General features: G+C 71.8%; 18 protein-coding genes and 1 pseudogene. 5 read left to right on the top strand and 14 right to left on the bottom strand.

The features are described 5' to 3' along the window. Positions 1–13 precede the first annotated feature (13 nt). Complete coding sequence (locus FAF44_RS00840; RefSeq protein ID WP_237101001.1) at positions 14–739, bottom strand: nuclear transport factor 2 family protein; 726 nt, start codon at positions 737–739, stop codon at positions 14–16. Positions 740–820: 81 nt separating this feature from the next. Between FAF44_RS00840 and FAF44_RS00835 the strand changes: the two genes are divergently transcribed. After that, entirely contained in the window at positions 821–1,396 is a 576-nt protein-coding gene (locus FAF44_RS00835; protein ID WP_237101000.1) for a TetR/AcrR family transcriptional regulator, read from the top strand. 276 nt (positions 1,397–1,672) lie between these two features. Here FAF44_RS00835 and FAF44_RS00830 read toward each other — a convergent pair whose 3' ends face one another. The 3 genes from FAF44_RS00830 to FAF44_RS00820 all read right to left on the bottom strand — a co-directional run bounded on the left by FAF44_RS00830 (position 1,673) and on the right by FAF44_RS00820 (position 3,234). Further along, the gene (locus FAF44_RS00830; RefSeq protein WP_237100999.1) at positions 1,673–2,143 is read right to left on the bottom strand and encodes a hypothetical protein; all 471 of its coding nucleotides are present in this window, start codon (positions 2,141–2,143) and stop codon (positions 1,673–1,675) included. Positions 2,144–2,669: 526 nt separating this feature from the next. After that, complete coding sequence (locus tag FAF44_RS00825; protein ID WP_237100998.1) at positions 2,670–2,900, bottom strand: hypothetical protein; 231 nt, start codon at positions 2,898–2,900, stop codon at positions 2,670–2,672. A 127-nt stretch (positions 2,901–3,027) separates the two neighbouring features. Beyond that, positions 3,028–3,234: a cold-shock protein gene (locus FAF44_RS00820; RefSeq protein ID WP_139637865.1), complete on the bottom strand. Its 207-nt coding sequence runs from the start codon at positions 3,232–3,234 to the stop codon at positions 3,028–3,030. Between the two features lie 650 nt (positions 3,235–3,884). On the opposite strand from FAF44_RS00820, the gene FAF44_RS00815 reads away from it, so the two are divergent. Then, positions 3,885–4,205, top strand: coding sequence for an STAS domain-containing protein (locus tag FAF44_RS00815; RefSeq protein ID WP_237100997.1), 321 nt, complete (start codon positions 3,885–3,887; stop codon positions 4,203–4,205). A gap of 13 nt (positions 4,206–4,218) precedes the next feature. Here FAF44_RS00815 and FAF44_RS00810 read toward each other — a convergent pair whose 3' ends face one another. Continuing rightward, the gene (locus FAF44_RS00810; protein ID WP_237100996.1) at positions 4,219–5,217 is read right to left on the bottom strand and encodes an SDR family NAD(P)-dependent oxidoreductase; all 999 of its coding nucleotides are present in this window, start codon (positions 5,215–5,217) and stop codon (positions 4,219–4,221) included. Between the two features lie 82 nt (positions 5,218–5,299). On the opposite strand from FAF44_RS00810, the gene FAF44_RS00805 reads away from it, so the two are divergent. From FAF44_RS00805 to FAF44_RS00795, 3 genes and pseudogenes are all read left to right on the top strand, one after another. Continuing rightward, positions 5,300–5,899, top strand: a complete 600-nt coding sequence (locus FAF44_RS00805; RefSeq protein ID WP_237100995.1) for a TetR/AcrR family transcriptional regulator — start codon at positions 5,300–5,302, stop codon at positions 5,897–5,899. Between the two features lie 107 nt (positions 5,900–6,006). After that, on the top strand, positions 6,007–6,807 hold the full coding sequence (locus FAF44_RS00800; protein WP_237100994.1) for an SGNH/GDSL hydrolase family protein: 801 nt from the start codon (positions 6,007–6,009) through the stop codon (positions 6,805–6,807). After that, positions 6,698–6,931: pseudogene (locus FAF44_RS00795) on the top strand (hypothetical protein); the annotation flags it as partial. The gene FAF44_RS00800 and the pseudogene FAF44_RS00795, both read left to right, overlap by 110 nt. 149 nt (positions 6,932–7,080) lie before the next feature. Here FAF44_RS00795 and FAF44_RS00790 read toward each other — a convergent pair. The 9 genes from FAF44_RS00790 to FAF44_RS00750 are packed head-to-tail and all read right to left on the bottom strand — an operon-like array spanning position 7,081 to position 15,976. Beyond that, on the bottom strand, positions 7,081–7,971 hold the full coding sequence (locus FAF44_RS00790; protein ID WP_237100993.1) for a MurR/RpiR family transcriptional regulator: 891 nt from the start codon (positions 7,969–7,971) through the stop codon (positions 7,081–7,083). Positions 7,972–8,026: 55 nt separating this feature from the next. Then, on the bottom strand, positions 8,027–9,352 hold the full coding sequence (locus FAF44_RS00785) for an ArgE/DapE family deacylase (RefSeq protein ID WP_237100992.1): 1,326 nt from the start codon (positions 9,350–9,352) through the stop codon (positions 8,027–8,029). Continuing rightward, on the bottom strand, positions 9,349–10,353 hold the full coding sequence (locus tag FAF44_RS00780) for a branched-chain amino acid ABC transporter permease (protein WP_237101131.1): 1,005 nt from the start codon (positions 10,351–10,353) through the stop codon (positions 9,349–9,351). Before FAF44_RS00780 ends, FAF44_RS00785 begins: the two co-directional genes overlap by 4 nt. Before the next feature lie 5 nt (positions 10,354–10,358). Continuing rightward, positions 10,359–11,234 carry a branched-chain amino acid ABC transporter permease gene (locus FAF44_RS00775; protein ID WP_237100991.1) on the bottom strand — a complete coding sequence of 292 codons (876 nt, stop codon included), beginning with the start codon at positions 11,232–11,234 and terminating at the stop codon, positions 10,359–10,361. Next, positions 11,221–11,952: an ABC transporter ATP-binding protein gene (locus FAF44_RS00770; RefSeq protein WP_237100990.1), complete on the bottom strand. Its 732-nt coding sequence runs from the start codon at positions 11,950–11,952 to the stop codon at positions 11,221–11,223. Before FAF44_RS00770 ends, FAF44_RS00775 begins: the two co-directional genes overlap by 14 nt. Beyond that, positions 11,949–12,698, bottom strand: a complete 750-nt coding sequence (locus FAF44_RS00765) for an ABC transporter ATP-binding protein (RefSeq protein WP_237100989.1) — start codon at positions 12,696–12,698, stop codon at positions 11,949–11,951. The genes FAF44_RS00770 and FAF44_RS00765 overlap by 4 nt, the downstream gene beginning before the upstream one ends. Continuing rightward, positions 12,695–13,501 (bottom strand): SDR family NAD(P)-dependent oxidoreductase, encoded by an 807-nt coding sequence (locus FAF44_RS00760; protein WP_237100988.1) that lies wholly within the window; start codon positions 13,499–13,501, stop codon positions 12,695–12,697. Before FAF44_RS00760 ends, FAF44_RS00765 begins: the two co-directional genes overlap by 4 nt. Continuing rightward, positions 13,498–15,147, bottom strand: coding sequence for a gamma-glutamyltransferase family protein (locus FAF44_RS00755; protein WP_237100987.1), 1,650 nt, complete (start codon positions 15,145–15,147; stop codon positions 13,498–13,500). Before FAF44_RS00755 ends, FAF44_RS00760 begins: the two co-directional genes overlap by 4 nt. Then, positions 15,131–15,976 carry a polysaccharide deacetylase gene (locus tag FAF44_RS00750; RefSeq protein WP_237100986.1) on the bottom strand — a complete coding sequence of 282 codons (846 nt, stop codon included), beginning with the start codon at positions 15,974–15,976 and terminating at the stop codon, positions 15,131–15,133. Before FAF44_RS00750 ends, FAF44_RS00755 begins: the two co-directional genes overlap by 17 nt. Positions 15,977–15,982: the final 6 nt, after the last annotated feature.

Raw genomic sequence — 15,982 nt, 5'->3', positions numbered from 1 at the left:
CCGCTCGTCCGCGTCAGGACTTCACGTAGCCGCGCGCCTCGACGATCCGGCCGTCGCGGATCCGGATGAGGTTCACGCCACGGACCCGGTCCTGCGCGCCGTCGCCCCACTGCAGCGACCACGGCTGGACGGCGAGGTCCCCATGGATCTCCGCCGTCTCCGGCGTGAACCGCAGCGCGCGGTTGCCCGCGAGCTCGGACCACCGCGCCAGGCACGCCCGGCCGCCCTCGCGGCGCGCCCCGTCCGGGGCCGGGCCCGAGTCCTCGATGACGCAGTCGTCCGCGATCAGGTCGTTCAGCAGTTCGGGGTCGTGTAACCGGAACGCGTCGTTGTACCGGTCGAGCACCTCGCGGGCGGTGCGCTCGGCGGCCGGCGGCACACCGCCGGTCTTGCTGTAGCCGAGGGCCTCGACGATCAGGCCGTCGCTGACCCGCAGGAGGGTGACGCCGCGTACCGAATCGGACGGGTCGTCGCCGAAGTGGTACCGCCAGCGGATCGTCGCCCGCTCGCCGGAGACGGTGACCTCCTCGGGCTCGAACCGGGTGCTCCGGTCGGCCGCGAGTGCCTGCCAGAAGGCCAGGCAGTCGGCACGTCCTTCGGTACGGGCGCCGTCCGGGGCCGGCTGGATGGCCTCCATCACGCAGTTCGCCCCGATCAGGTCGGTGAGCGCCGCGGCGTCGTGGTCGATGAAGACGCGGTTGAAGCGGTCGATGATGTCGGCGGTCGTACGAGGTGACATGCCCGATCTCCTGATAGATAGACCATTCGGTCTATCGACCATATAGACCGGTCGATCTACCCGTCAAGTAGACTGACCGCCGTGACCGCACGTACCACGCCAGGACCACGGGACCGCCTGCTGGCGGCGGCCAAGCAGCTCACCTACCAGCAGGGTGTGGGGGTGGGCGTCGATGCCCTGTTGAAGGTCGCGAACGTGGCCCGGCGCTCGCTCTACGAACATTTCGGGGGCAAGGACGGGCTGATCACCGAAGTCCTGCGGCTGACCGCCACCGAGGACGAGGCCGCCTACCGGCAGACCATGCGGGCGGCGGGAACCGATCCGCGCGATCGCCTGCTGGCCGTCTTCGACTGGCTCGGCGAGGTCATCGGGGAACCGGACTTCCGCGGCTGCCGCTACCTCGCCGCCGAACTCGCCCTGGCCGACCCCGGCCACCCGGGACACGACGTCGCCCGCCGATATCGCGAGCGCGTGCACGATCTCCTGGAAAAGGAGCTGCGCGAGCTGGAGCACCCGCAACCGGCGTACGCCGCCGACCAACTCCTCCTGCTCATCGACGGCGCCCTGGCCGTCGGCGCCACCCGGCCCGAGACCCACCCGGCCGCGGCGGCCCGCCGCCTCGCCGAACGGATCCTCGACGACGCGCACCGATCCTGACCCGGTCGCGGCTCAGCAGGGGTACGGCCGGACGACGACGGCGAGATCGTTCTCGCTGCTCATATCCACCGGGAGCGGCCCATTGCGGATGGCCTTCGCCACCGTGGCGGGCGTCCGCCAGTGCTCTTTCTTCAGCAGGCTTCTCGCGCGGTGATTCCCGGATTTCCGGCGAATCGTTCGACGGCTGTTCGGTGGATTCCGGGCTCTACGCCGAACCGCCCAGCGAGCCACCCGCGACGCGGGGCCCGCTGGACGGAAAGTCACACCTCGGTGGGGTCAGCCGCAGTTGCCCCAGCTGTTGCGCTTGCCCTTGGCGAGCGTGTAGTCGAGGCGCGTGTCGGCGATGTAGCCCTCGTACTGGACGCACTTGCCCTTGCCGTAGCCGATGGCGGCTGCGTAGTACTTGTACTTCTTGGCGGTCAGGGTGCCCGGGTCCCGGTAGGCGGCGCCGCCCTGGACCTTCAGGATCGCCTGGGTGAAAGTGGGCGTGCCGGCGAAGGCACTCTTGATCACAGTGACACAGTTCGCCTGCCGGCCACGGTTCCACATCAGGTAGACGTAACCCCAGGTCGAGCCGCCGGTCTTGACCGCCCTCCGGTTGTCGCTCACATGCCGCCAGCCGCTGTAGCCGGACTCCTTGGCGCAAGCGGCTTCAGGCGTGTACGAGCCGGCGAAAGCGGCGGTCGGGTGGATGAGGACTGCTCCGGCGGCCAGTGCGGCAGCCAGGGCAAGAGCCTTCCTCTGCATGGATATGTCCTTCCATGTGGCGTCAAGGGAGGATTGGGAGCTTAGTCAGGTGTTGTCGATCTATCCACTTGATACGGGACGTCACTGCGGGGCGGGAGACAGGTGGAGGTACCTCTGAGGCATGACGACACCGCCGCGCACGAGGCGCAGCCGTCCCTGCCGGCAACGCCATCCGTGCAGGTCAACCGGCATGCCTGACTGATCTCGCCGCGTAGTGGCCCGGCTCCCCGGCAGGGGAGGAACCCGCGACGAGATGATCGGTCGAACTGTCTCACCGGTGACGCCGCCCGGGCCGTACCCCGTCGAGGGCAGCACGGCAGGTCGGGCGGGAATGCGCGACAGACCCACGGCCTGGCCGTGGGTGTGGGGGAGCGGGCTGCGGATGTGAGGTTACTCACTCGTGATCGCGGGCGCCCGATCGACCGAGGTCGTCAGATCGCGGTCGAGCCCTGCCTTGCGCTACGGTGCCGCGTCCGGGATCCGCCCCGCGCGACCGTCCGGCTCCCTCATGAAGGCGGGGAGCCCGTCACAGCTTCACAAGCTTGGCGTACGGCGAGGCGATGCGGTACGTCTCCGCACCGAAATCGACGAGAACGGCGTCGTCCTGGTCGACCGCGAGGACTCGGCCAAGGCCGTATTTGTCGTGACTCACCCGGTCTCCGGCGGCGAACTGCTCGACCGGCGGAGGAGGTATTTCCGGGGTGTTGAAGGGGCTGCCCGGTGGGCGTCGCCGGGTGCCCGGCGAGGTACGTCTCATTGGGTAAGTATGCCGCCCCGCGAGAAATAAATCGAGCCGGGGCCCGGTCTCGTGCACCGGGGGCCGGCTGGAGCGGTGGCGGCGGGGCGGGCCCGCGCCGTGGGCGCGGACCCGACCTCGTGCGACGTCAGGCGGCGACGATGTTCTCCGCCTGCGGGCCCTTCTGACCCTGAACGACGTCGAAGGACACCTTCTGCCCCTCGGTCAGCTCACGGTAGCCGCCGTTGGCGACGATGTTGGAGTAGTGGGCGAAGACGTCGGCGCCGCCGCCGTCCTGGGCGATGAAGCCGAAGCCCTTTTCCGAGTTGAACCACTTGACGGTGCCGGTGGCCATGTCGATCTCCTTCAGACAATGCCGGAAACGTGAGAATTCACACCGCGTGAATCTCGTGCCGCCGCGATGAGCCCACCCGGAAATGCCGGAAAACAGAAACGCGCCCGAAGATACATCTATCAGGCGCGCATAAAGTCTTTATGGGTACCATAACTGCAACGCATTCAAGGTTAGCACACCTTTCGGCGATCTTCGCTCAGGGATATCCGTGTCGGTGCCGCAGGCCCTGCCAGGACGGCGATTCCGGCTCCGGCACGCGTCTGCTCCAAGGGCCGCTCCGGGCGTGTCGCGCGACCGGAGCGACCCTCCGGCGGCCCGCCCGTACGCCGCGCGACCACGTTGAGAGAGCGCGGAACGAGGAAGGTAAGGTGCTGGGCACCGAGGACTTTCCCGCGCGTTGGCATCAGGTCGGCGTCGCCCACGGCGATAGGCGATACGAGGGCTTCACCCGAGCCCGGTCAGGCCAGGCAGCCATGATGCTGACATCTCTGCCGCACCTCGACGCGCCCAGCGCTCCCAACCCGCCCGGTGTCCATCCACGAAGTGGTGTTTCCGCTCGACCGCACGCCGTCCCTTCCATCACCCGCCTGGCAGCCGGCCGGCCGGTGCATCGGTCCATCGTTCCTGCTCCTCGTCGAACGGAGAACTTCATGACCAGCAACGCAGCCCCGCCCCGCGCGGGCGACTCGGTGACGCCCACCAGCGTCCGGCTGTCCGGCGAGATCGACATCTTCACCAGCGCGGCACTTCGCGGACAACTGCTGGACACGCTCCGGACCAGCACGAGCGTGCTCGTTCTCGACCTCTCCGAGGTGACGTTCTGCGACGCCGGCGGTCTGGCCGTGCTGGTCGGCATCCAGCGCCGGGCCCGGGCGCAGGGCATCACCATGACGATGACCGCGCCGCGCCCGTTCATGTCCCGGCTGCTGCGCCTCACGGGCCTGAACCGCAGCCTGCAGATGGTGGCCTGAACGGGGCCCGGCGTCACGTGGAGGTCGTGGCGGACTTTGCTCCCTGGTCCAGCAGGGCGTTGATCATCGTCTGGAGTTCGGCTCGTCCGGTGGTGCCGAGCGCGCCGGACAGGGCCTGGGCGAGCTTGTCGAAGGGGTCGTCCGTCGGCAGTTCCCGCACCCGCTCGGCCAGTTCCTCGACGCTCCACAGGCCGTCCTTGTGGATGTGGCCGCCGAGGGACCAGCCGTGGTTGACCGCGACCGTGCCGCCTCGTACCGACAGCACCTGGCCGGTGAGCGGGCAGGCGGCACTGGCCAGATAGGCGGCGACCGGCGCGTTGACGGCCGGGTTCAGCGGGTCGAAGGGGGCCGCCGGCGGCTCCTGGCTCATGCCGGGGACGCCGAGGGTGAGCCTGGTGCGGGCCATCGACGGCGAGATGCAGTTGACCCGCACGCCGTAACGGCCCAGTTCGAGGGCGGCCACGACGGTCAGCGCCGCCGCCCCGGCGTTGCCCGCCGCGTAGGAGGCCTGCGCGGGCAGCGGGTTGAGCAGCCCGGACCCGGATGAGGTGTTGACGACGGCGCGGTCGGCGCGCTCGCCTGCCAGGAACCGGTCGCGCCAGTGGCGGGCCGCCCAGCGCGTCACCGCGAACGTGCCCTTGAGCTTGACGGCCAGGACGTCGTCGAAGTCCTCCTCCGACAGGTCGGTCAGGCCCATGTTCCGTTCGATGGTCGCGTTGTTGACCACGACGTGCAGGTCGCCGAAGGACCGCAGGGCGGTCTCCACCATGCGGCGGGCGCCGTCCCAGTCGGCGACGCTGTCGGTGCTGGCCACGGCCTGCCCGCCGCGCGCGGTGATCTCCTCGACGACGGCCGCCGCCACCCCGGTGTCGCCGCCGGTGCCGTCGATGGAGACGCCTGGGTCGTTGACGACGACCTTGGCTCCTTCGGCGGCGAAGAACAGCGCCTCCTCCCGTCCGATGCCGCGCCCCGCTCCGGTGATGAGGACGACCCGTCCGTCCAGGCTTCCCATGGTCTCCACCTTCCGTTGAGTGCAGTCACTGTAGTGATTCACTCTATGCATATATACAGGCAATGAAGTAAAGTGTCACGTGATGGAGAATCCTGGGCTACGAGAACGCAAGAAGCAGCGCACCCGGCAGGCGTTGATCGAGGCGGCGGTGCGCCTGTTCGGCGAACAGGGTTACGACCACGTGACCGTGGCCGAGATCGCCGACGCCGCGCAGGTGTCCCCGCGCACCTTCTTCCTGCACTTCCAGACCAAGGAAGACGTGCTCCTGGCCGACGCAGACGTGCGCGTCGACCTGGCGCTGCGGGTGGTCGGCGAGCGCCGTGCCGGGGAGACGCTGTCCGAGATGCTGGTGCGGGCGATGGACGAGATGATCGTCAACGCCTGGGACCGCGAGCTGTCCAGCGGGCTCGCCGCGCTCCGGGCCCGGCTGGCGGCCTCGACGCCGGCGCTGCAGGCCCGGCTGCTGCAGCGCTACCTCACGGCGCAGGCCGAACTCGTCCGGGCGCTGCACCGGGCCTTCCCCGACGTGCTCGACCTGGCTACGGTGTCCGCCCTGGTCGGCGCGATGGTGGGAGCCGTCGGCGCCGCCGCGCTGGCGGCGCTGGAGCGCGGCGACGGGCCCGACGAGGTACGCGACGCCATGCGGCGGGCCGTGGCCCTGGTGGCGCGGTCCGTCGCCTGAGGGTCCGGCCTCTGGTGCTGAGATGTCCGTCGTCTTATAGTCATGTTCATGACTACTCATATCCCTGAGTATTGAGTCGACGCCGAATGCACCGGCAGGGAGGCCGCATGACCGGCTACACGCGTTACGTCGCGCTCGGCGACAGCCAGACCGAGGGCCTCGGCGACGGCGACGACGTCAACGGCCACCGCGGCTGGGCCGACCGCCTCGCCGAGCACCTGGCCCGCGCCAACCCCGGTCTCCGGTACGCCAACCTCGCGGTGCGCGGCCGGCTCGCGGGCCAGATCCGCGCCGAGCAACTGGCCCCCGCGCTGGCGCTGCGTCCCGACCTGGCCACGGTCATGGCGGGCATGAACGACGTCATCCGTCCCGGCAGCGAGCCCGCCGCCGTGGCGGAGGCGCTGGAGGAGATGTACGCCGCCCTGACCGGGTCCGGCGCGCACGTGGTTACCGTGACTTTTCCGGATATCGGGAAGATCGCCCCCATAGCCCGGCCGCTCCGGCCCAAGGTGCTCGACCTCAACGCCCGCATCCGCGCCGCCGCGGCCCGTCACGGGGTCACGGTGGTGGACACGTTCGCGATGGAGTTCGTCACCGACACGCGCATGTGGAGCACGGACCGGCTGCACGCGAGCCCGGCGGGCCACGCCCGCATCGCCTCGGCCATGGCCCACTCCCTCGGCCTGCCCGGCAGCGACGACACCTGGATGCTGCCCTTCCCACCCCTGCCCCCGGCGGCGGCGTGGCGGGTGGCGGCGGCCGAGTTGCGGTGGTTCGCCACGTTCGCGGGCCCGTGGATTGGCCGCCGCCTCCGCGGCCGCTCCTCGGGCGACGGCCGTACGGCCAAGCGCCCGGAACTCACACCCTGGGCCCAGCAGGTCGTACCACCGGGAGAGGGCCTCCCGTAACGCCGATCACTGTGACCGCTCCCATGCCCATGCGCGCCATCCGGCCTGGACTCAAGCCACCGTGCTGCTGTGCCGCACCCGCGGAACCTGGCCCACCTGGTGCGCCGGCGTGCGCACCAGCCCGTTCCGCGCGCACGCCTGGGTCCAGGTCGACGGCACCCCCATCGGGGAGCCGGGAACCCGCCGGGTACTACCGGCCGATGATTACCGTCAACCGCGCAGAACCCGCCACCGGCGGCTGAGCTCGGCAGCGTGCGGGAGAGGGAACACCGGTCAGCGGGCCGGAGCCGGGCGGTCCTCTTCCCGGAGGACGCCGTCGGCGAGCTGGTCGTACTCGGCCACCCGCTTCCTGCCCGCCTCGCCCAGTTCGTCCACGACCGCGGCGATCAGCGTTTCGAGCAGCGCCACCGCCGGGGTGAGCGAGTCGAACGGCGAGGGGGAGCTCACCTGCGCGGGCAGCACCACGTCGGCCACGGCGGCGGCCGGGGACAACCACGGGTCGGTCAGCAGCACGATCTTGACGTTGCGGGCCGCGGCCGCGTTGGCGAAGGCGATGGTCTCGCGCTGGTAGCGCCGGTAGTCGAACAGGACGAGCACGTCGCGGCGGCCCAGGTCGAGCAGGTGAGCCGCGTGGTCGGCGGCCGAGCCCGCGATGTAGGCGGCGCCGGGACGCAGTTGCTCCAGATGGGCGATGAGGTAGCGGGCCAGGATCTCGCTGAAGCGCCCGCCGGCGGCCGAGACGCGCAGCGCCGGGTCGGCCAGCAGCCGGGCCGCCTTCATCAGCTCGCCCTCGGAGAGCTGCTCGAAGGTGAGCGCGGTGCCCTCCAGGAGCACCTGGCTGGAGCGGCCGAGCACGCTGTCGGAGCCCTGGTGCGGCGTCGCGTACTGGGCCAGGGGGGAGGAGTAGCGCTGCTGGGTCTCGCGTTTGATGGCCTGCTGCAGCTCCGGGTAGCCCTCGAACCCGAGCCGGTAGGCCAGCCGCAGCACGGTCGCGGCGCTGGTCTTGGCCAGGCCGGCGACGACCGCGAGCGGTTCGAGGCCGGCCGTCGGGTAGCCCGCCAGCAGGGCGCGGGCCACCCGCTGCTCGGCGCGCGGCAGTCGCGGCAGCACCTCGCGGAGCTGCGCGGCGACTGTCCGGTGCTCAGGGGCGGTGGGGGGTGTCACCCTGCCTCCAGGGAGAAGACGGCGCCGATGCGGGCGCCGGACCAGCGTACGCGGTTCACGCGCCGTCCGTGAGCCCGCACCAGTCGATGGCCGTGAGCGCGTACGTCTTGGCCGCCTGGACGAGCTGGGCGATCTCGACGTACTCGTTCTCGGCGTGGGCGGTGTAGCCGACCCCGGGGCCGTAGACGAGACCGTCGAGGCCCTTGCGGTTCATCCACGTCAGGTCGCACACGCCCATGAAGCCCGCCCGCAGGGGGTCGGCGCCGCCGGTGGCGATCGCGTGGGCGCCGGCCACGACCGCGTTGAGCGGGGCGTCGTCCGGCAGGGAGTACGGCGGCCAGAGCAGCTTCCACTCGAAGACGGGCGGGTGCTCGCGCAGCCAGGGGTCGGACTTGCAGGCGTCCTGGACGCGGGCCTCGATCTCGGCGATGACCTCCTCGTTGGAGCGGTCGGGGTGGTGGTAGACGCAGTACTCGACGCTCAGCCGGTCGGCCAGGAAGAACGGCACGAAGATCCCCGACGGGTTGGCCTGCAGCACGCCCGGCAGCAGGTTGAAGTAGCCGGGCGGGAAGAGCGGGTGCCGGTTGTGCCTGGCCCACTCGTCCTCCAGGGCGCGCAGGGCCTGGTAGACGGTCCAGAACTTGTCGACGGTGTTGACGCCGAGCGCGTCGCCTTCGAGCGTGGGGTGGATGGTCATGCCGCGCAGCCCGGAGTGGGCGGTCTTGCCGGTCAGGGAGATGCTGAACCACAGCAGTCCGGGCGTGACGGGCACCACGGCGGGCAGGGTCCCGGCCTGGCCGGACGGCTCGCAGACGATGGCCGCGTCGGCGGTGAACCCGGCCTCCAGCATCGCCGTGGTGCCGGCCTCGTGGTCGCCGACCTCCTCGCCGACGACACCCTGCAGCAGGAGGTCCCCGGCCAGGTCCACCCCGGCCGCACGCAGGGCGAGGGCCGCGTACGCGGCGGCGACCAGGCCGCCCTTCATGTCGGTCGCGCCGCGGCCGATCACCTTGTCGTCGGTGACGAGGGCGCGGAAGGGGTCGCCGTGCCACTTGTCCCTGCTGCCTTCCGGCACGACGTCCACGTGCCCGTTCAGCAGCAGGGAACGGCCGCCGCCCGTCCCCGGGACGCGGCCGCACACGTTGTCCCTGCGGGCCTCGGCGGTGACGGTGCTGACCTCGGCGCCCGCCTCGGCGTACAGGTCGGCGAGCAGGGCGCTGACGTCGCTCTCCGCGCCCACGACCTTGTCGTAGTCCTGGCCCGGGTACTTGGGGTTGACGCTGGGCACGGCGATGGCGTCGGCGAGGCTCGACACCATGCGCTCGGCGAGCCGGTCGACCTGGTCGAGCACGGCGTTGTGGGCGTCGCTGGCCTTCGTCATGGCATCTCCTTGCTGGTCTGTACGTGGACGGGTTCCGCGGTGACGGGCCCGCGGTCCCGGCGGAACACGGTGAGCGCCTGCCGGGCGAGACCGGCCAGGCCCTTCGGCGCGGCCCAGAGGACGACGACGATGAGCGCGGCGATGACGATGTCGCGCCACGGCCCGGCGTCCTGGAGCGCGTCGGACACGATCGTGACCACCACGGCTCCGGCGACGGGCCCGTAGACGCTGCCGCTGCCGCCGAGGAAGATCATGCTGAGCAGCAGGGTGAGGTAGCCGAACCCGAAGATGTCGGTGCTGACCACGCCGTTGAGGAAGGCGTTGAAGGAGCCCGCCACCCCCGCCACGCCCGCGCCGATCATGAACACGATCAGGTGCTGCCGGACGCGGGAGACGCCCCGGCTGGTGGCCAGCGGCTCGTTGTCGCGCAGGGCGAGCAGCGACATGCCGAGGGTCGAGCGGGTCAGCAGGCGCACCAGCAGCGTGACGGCGAACAGCAGGGCCGCGCCGAGGAAGTAGTAGCCGAGCCGGCCGTCGGCGCGCAGGCTCGTCTCCCCGAGCGTCAGGCGCGGGATGCCGACGATGCCGTTGGACCCGCCGGTCAGGCCGGCCTGGCCGAGGACGAGGTAGATGCACAGTTGCGAGAACACGTACGTGGCCAGGCCGACGTAGATGCCGCGCAGCCGCAGGACCGGCAGGAAGGCCACCAGCGAGGCGAGCACCGCCGACACCCCGGAGATGGGGATGGCCAGCCACGGGTCGATACCGGTGCGGGTGGACAGGATGGCGGCGGTGTACGCGCCGATGCCGAAGAAGCCGATCTGCGCGAAGTTGAAGATGCCCGCGAAGCCGAGGGTGAGGTTCCAGCTCAGGGCGAGCACGCCGTACATGGTGATGAGGATCAGCAGCAGCCGGCTGTGCGGGTCGGTGAACACCAGGGGCAGCAGGCCGAGCACGAGCGCGTAGAGGGGCCAGCCCGCCCAGGTGCGGAAGTTCGCCATGCCGCTCACGCGCTCCTCACCCGTGTGTGCAGCAGTCCTTCCGGTTTGACCAGCATGATGATGATCATGGCGAGGAACACCAGCACGGGACTCCACGACAGGCCGAAGTAGTAGGTGGTGAGCGCTTCGAGCAGGCCGATGGCGTACGCGCCGGTGATGGTGCCGGCCAGGCTGCCCGCGCCGCCGAAGGCGAGCACCACGAACGCGCGCAGCAGCGGGTCGGCCCCCATGGCGGGGGTCATGAACTGCATGCTGGCCAGCAGCGCCCCCGCGACGGTGGCCAGGCCGACTGCGACCATGACCACGAACAGGTAGACCCGCCGCGGCGCGATGCCGAGCAACTGGGCGTGCTCGCGGTTCTGCTCCAGCGCCCGCACGGTCAGCCCGATGCCGGTGCGCTTGAGCACCAGCGCGAGCAGGCCGACCAGGAGCGGGGCCAGCACGATCGTGACGAGCTGGGTGCCCTGCGCCACGGACCCGGCCACCTCCACGCGGCCCTGCCCGAACGGCGGGAGCTGCTTCAGCTCCGGCCCCCAGATGAGCTGCGCGCCGCTCTGCAGCAGCATCGTCGCGGCGAGCGTGGCCACCATCACGAGCATGTCGCCGTTGGGCCGCTTGATGAACGGGCTGACGAGCAGGAACTCGTAGATGGCGCCGATCGCCGCCATCGCGACGACGGCCCCGATCAGCGCCACGACCAGGGGCAGCCCGGTCGTGGTGAGCAACGTCCAGGTCAGGTAGGCGCCGAACATGAGCAGCGCGCCGTGACCGAAGTTGAACACGCGCAGTGTGGACCAGATGAGGGTGAGACCCGCGGCCATGAGCAGGTAGAGCCCACCGAGAACGAGGGTGCTGGTGAGCACGACGCTAAGGCTGCTCATCTGCGGCTCCTCCCAGGAAGAGGGACATCATGGCCTCGCGGCTGCGGTCGGCGTCCGACGCGCCGCTTTGCACGATGTCGCCGTGCAGGACGACGTAGTAGCGGTCGGTCAGGTCGAGCACCAGCTCCATGTCCCCGTCGACCAGGATGATCGACGACACCTCGGCGCGGACGCGGGCGATGCACTCGCTCAGCTCGTGCTTGACCTTGGGGGACAGGCCCAGGGTGGGCTCGTCGAGGATGAGCAGGGTCGGCTGGGCCATCAGGCCCATGCCCAGGCTGGCCATCTGGCGCTCGCCGCCGCTGAGGGTGCCGGTGAGCTGGCCGCGCCGTTCCTTGAGCCGGGGGAAGACGCTGTAGACCCGCTCCAGGCTCTCCCGCCAGGAGCGGGAATGGCCGCTGGAGGCGGCCGAGAGCCGCAGCGCTTCCTCGACGGAGAGCTGCGGGAAGAGCCGCGAGCCCTGCGGGACGTGGATCAGGCCGCGGCGGACCAGGTCCCGTGGCGAGTTGTTCGCGGTATCCCGTCCGGCGAAGGTGATCGTGCCGGACTCGGGGCGGTGCAGCCGGGACAGGCAGCGCAGCAGTGTGGTCTTGCCGTGCCCGTTCGGGCCGAGCAGGCCGATGGCCTCGCCCTGCGCCACCCGCAGCGAGATGCCGCGCAGTACCTTGGCCTGGCCGTAGCCGGCGGTGACGGTGTCGACGTTCAGCAGGTCGGTCATCGGGCGGCTCCCGGTCCGAGGTAGGCCTCCACGACCCGGGGGTCGGACAGGACCTGCGCCGGGCTGCCGGTGACGAGGATCCGGCCGCTGTCCAGCACCGCCATGCGGCCGGCCAGCGCCTCCAGCACCGACAGCACGTGCTCGATGATCACCATGGTGACTCCGGTGTCGTGGATGCGGCCGAGCAGCCGGATCAGGTCGTCCTGGTCGCCCGGGTCCAGGCCGGCGGCGGGTTCGTCGAGCAGCAGCAGCGACGGCTCGCTGACCAGGGCACTGGCGATCATCAGCCGCTTGCGGTCGATGAGGGACAGCCCGTCGGCCGGCCGGTTCACGTCGCCGCCCAGCTCCGCCAGCTCCAGCGCCTGCCGGCAGCGGGCCTGGTCGAAGCGCCGGGACCGGCCGGAGCGGCCGTAGGCGTGGCCGACGCGCACGTTGTCCAGCACGCTGAGCGAGTCGAAGACGGCCTCGGTCTGGAAGGTGCGCTTGAGGCCCGCCTGCGCGATCCAGCGGGATGAGCGCTGGTGCACCTCGCGCCCGTCGAAGATCACCTTGCCGGTGTCGGGCCTGATGGGGATGCCGGTGAGCAGGTTGAACAGGGTGCTCTTGCCCGCGCCGTTCGGTCCGGCCAGGCCGAACACCTCGCCGCGGCGCACCTCCAGGCTCACGCCGTCCACGGCCTTGAGGCTGCCGAACGACTTGCTCACCTCCTCGGCCGCCAGCAGGACCGGGGCCGCGCCGCCGCTCACGCCGGCTCCCTGCCGGGCCCGCGCCAGTCGCCCTGCGCGAGGAAGCCGCCGTCCACCGGCAGCAGCACCCCGGTGACGAACGAGGCCCGCGGGTCGGCCAGGAAGGCGACGGCGACGGCGATCTCGTCCGGCGTGCACTGCCGCGCGACGGGCTGGCGGGCGGCCGCCGCTTCGCGCTCGGCCAGCGCCCGGGCCGCCGCGCCGGGGTCGAGCAGATCGCGCGAGCGACCCATGTCGTTGTCCACGTAACCGGGCAGGACCGCGTTGGCCCTGATGCCCAGCGGCCCGCCCTCGATGGCGAGCTGGCGGGTCAGGTTGGCGATGGCGCCCTTGGCCGCGGAGTAGGCGGGGAAGGCCGGCAGCCCGGTGACGCCGAAGATGGACGACAGGTTGACGATCGAGCCGTCGCCGGACGCGGCCAGCAGCGGGAACGCCGCCCTGGCGCACAGGAACGTGCCCGTGACGTTGACGTCCATCACCCGCCGCCACTCGCTGACGGGCACGCCGGTGACGCCGCCCCCGCTCTCGGCCACGCCGGCGTTGTTCACCAGGATGTCCAGGCCGCCGAGTTCCCGCGTCACGCGCTCGAACAACGCCGTCACGTCGGCCTCGTCGGACACGTCGGCCTGCTGGAAGGCGGCGGCCGACAGCTCGCGCGCGGTGCGGGCGCCGCGCTCGGCGTCGATGTCGGCGATCATCACCGTGGCCCCGTCGCGGATGAGCCGGTCGGCGATCGCGCCGCCGATGCCGCCCGCGGCCCCGGTGACCAGGGCGCGCCGCCCGGCCAGTGTGCTTGCCATCATGGTCCTTCCTCGAAATCACGGCTGGTCGAAGGGCCGGCGGGCCCGTACGTGAGAGCACCGGTGAGTGCCGGACCGGCCAGCCCGTGCGGCTTGAGCGGATCGACGCCGCCGGCCCAGGGGCCGCCCGCGCGCCGGGCGATGCCGTTCGGGCGGGCGAAGTGCCAGGTCGTCGGCTCCTCGGTGACGGTCATGACGTCGAACCCGGCTCGCGTCAGGTCGCCGGCGGCGCGGGCGGCGCGGCGGTCCAGCCACACCTTGCCGCCCTCGGCGTGCAGCCGGGGGGCGGAGATCGCGTCCTGGAGGTCGTGGCCGTCGTGCCAGCGCGCGGCGATCTGGGCGACCGCCGAGATGATCCGCCGCCCGCCGGAGGCGCCCAGAGTGGCTTCGGCGCCGTCGGGCCCGGCCAGGACGAGCGGGCTGACCGCGCTCAGGCCGGCCGCGCCCGGGGCGATGCTGGTCACCCGGCCGGGACGGGGGTCGAAGTACATCATCCCGTCGTTGAGCACGATGCCGGTCTCGGGTTCGACCAGGCGTGATCCGAACAGGTCGAGCACCGTCTGGGTGAGGGCGACCGTCATGCCGGCGCCGTCCACGGCGGACATGTGCGAGGTGCATCCGGCCTTGGCCGGGCCGTCGAAGGGCGCGGGCCGGCCGGCGGCGATCTCCTCCGCGTACGCGGCGGTCGCCAGGTGCGCCCAGGAGGCGGTCTCGTCCGTGCGCACGTCGCGCAGCCGGTCGCCGAAGGCGCGCGACAGCACCCGCGCCCACAGCAGCGGGCCGGGTTCGAGGCCGCGGTTCCTGGCGGCCTCGACGAGGTGCAGGGCCTGCGCCACCGTGATCACTCCGGTGGCCAGGGGGCCCCACAGGCGCAGGGAGCCGATCTCGACGGGCGGCACGTCCTGCTCGTCGGCGGTGTAGGCGGCGAAGTCCGCCTGGCGCAGCGGGCCGCCTCCGTCCGCGACCGCGGTGGCGATCGCGTGGGCGGCGCGGCCCTCGTAGAACGCCTGCGGCCCGCCGCCGGCGATCTCGCGCAGCACGCGGGCGAGCGCGGGCTGGACGAGCGGGTCCCCCGGTCCCGTGGACGGGCCGCGCAGCGGCAGGCCGTCGGGCAGGAAGAGCCGGGCGGCAGCGGGGGAGTCGCGCAGCAGGCGGGCCTGCCCGCAGATCGCCGAGGAGGCGAACCAGTTCGTCTCGTGCCCGGCCTCGGCCAGCTCGATCGCCGGGGCCAGGACGTCGGCGAGCGGCAGCCGGCCGAACCGGGCGTGCGCCCGGCACAGGGCCGCGACCGCCCCGGGGACGGCCACGGAGCGCGGGCCGACGATGTTGGCGTCGTCCTCGACGGCGGGCCAGCCGTACAGGCCGGTCCCGGACGCCGAGGGGGTGAGCCGGAACATGCCGGGCGTGGCCAGGGCCGGCGCGCGCAGCGGTCCCGACACCGTGGTCGCGCTCGCCGCGCCCGGCCGGCGCACCACGAGCCAGGCGCCGCCGCCCAGGCCGCTCATGAACGGCTCGACCACGCCGACGGCGAAGGCCATGGCCACCGCGGCGTCCACGGCGCTGCCGCCGGCGCGGAGCATGGCCGCCCCCGCCTCGGCCGCGCGCGGGTCCGGCGCGGTGACCAGGCCGCCGTCAGCCCTGCCAGGCATCGGCGATCTCACTCAGCGTGGCGAACCACACGTCGCCCTCCGCCAGCATGCGCTGGATCAGGGACTCCAGGACGAGCAGGTGGTGGGAGCGGCCGATGGTCTGCGGGTGCATGGTGAGCACGTAGACGGCGCCGGGCACCCGCTCGTGGGCGTAGTCGAAGATCGTGTTCCAGCGGTCCTCCATGGCGCGGTGCGAGCCCAGCGCCGAGACTCCGGCCACGTACTCCACGGAGGGCCAGTCGTCGAGGTACCACGAGACGGGGATCTCGATGATCCGGCTCGGCGGGCCGAACGTGTTGGCCGACTCGTAGTTCACGGTGACCCGCCGGGGCCGGTACAGCTCGAACTCCCGGCCCATGAGCGAGCTGTCCCAGTCGAAGCCGAACTCCTCCAGCAGGTCGAGGGTGGTCTCGGAGAAGTCCCACGCGGGCGAGCGGTAGCCGCGGGGCCGGCGGCCGGTCACCTGCTCGTGCTGGCGCAGCGTGACCTCCATCAGCCGCCGCTCCTCCGCGGGCTCGAGGCTGGGCACGACCTCGTGGTAGCAGCCGTGGGCGGCGATCTCGTGCCCCGCCTCCAGGATCTGCTCGATGCGGTGCGGGAAGGTCACCAGGTCGTGGCCGGGGGTGGCCCAGGTGGCCGGCAGGTTGTCGCGGCCGAGGAGTTCCAGCAGCCGCGGCACGCCCTGCTCCGCGCCGAAGTCGCCACGCGACAGGTACGAGGGCGAGGTCCGGCCCATCGTGCCCATCCACGGCGAGTGGGCGTCGAAGTCGAACGTCAGGGCCACGGCCATGCGCTTGCCGGGGGGCAGCGCGAGTTCGCTCGTCGTCACGCCGGC

Source organism: Nonomuraea sp. MG754425, from assembly GCF_021699195.1.
Taxonomy (GTDB): domain Bacteria; phylum Actinomycetota; class Actinomycetes; order Streptosporangiales; family Streptosporangiaceae; genus Nonomuraea.
This window is presented reverse-complemented; position numbering and strand designations above follow the sequence as displayed.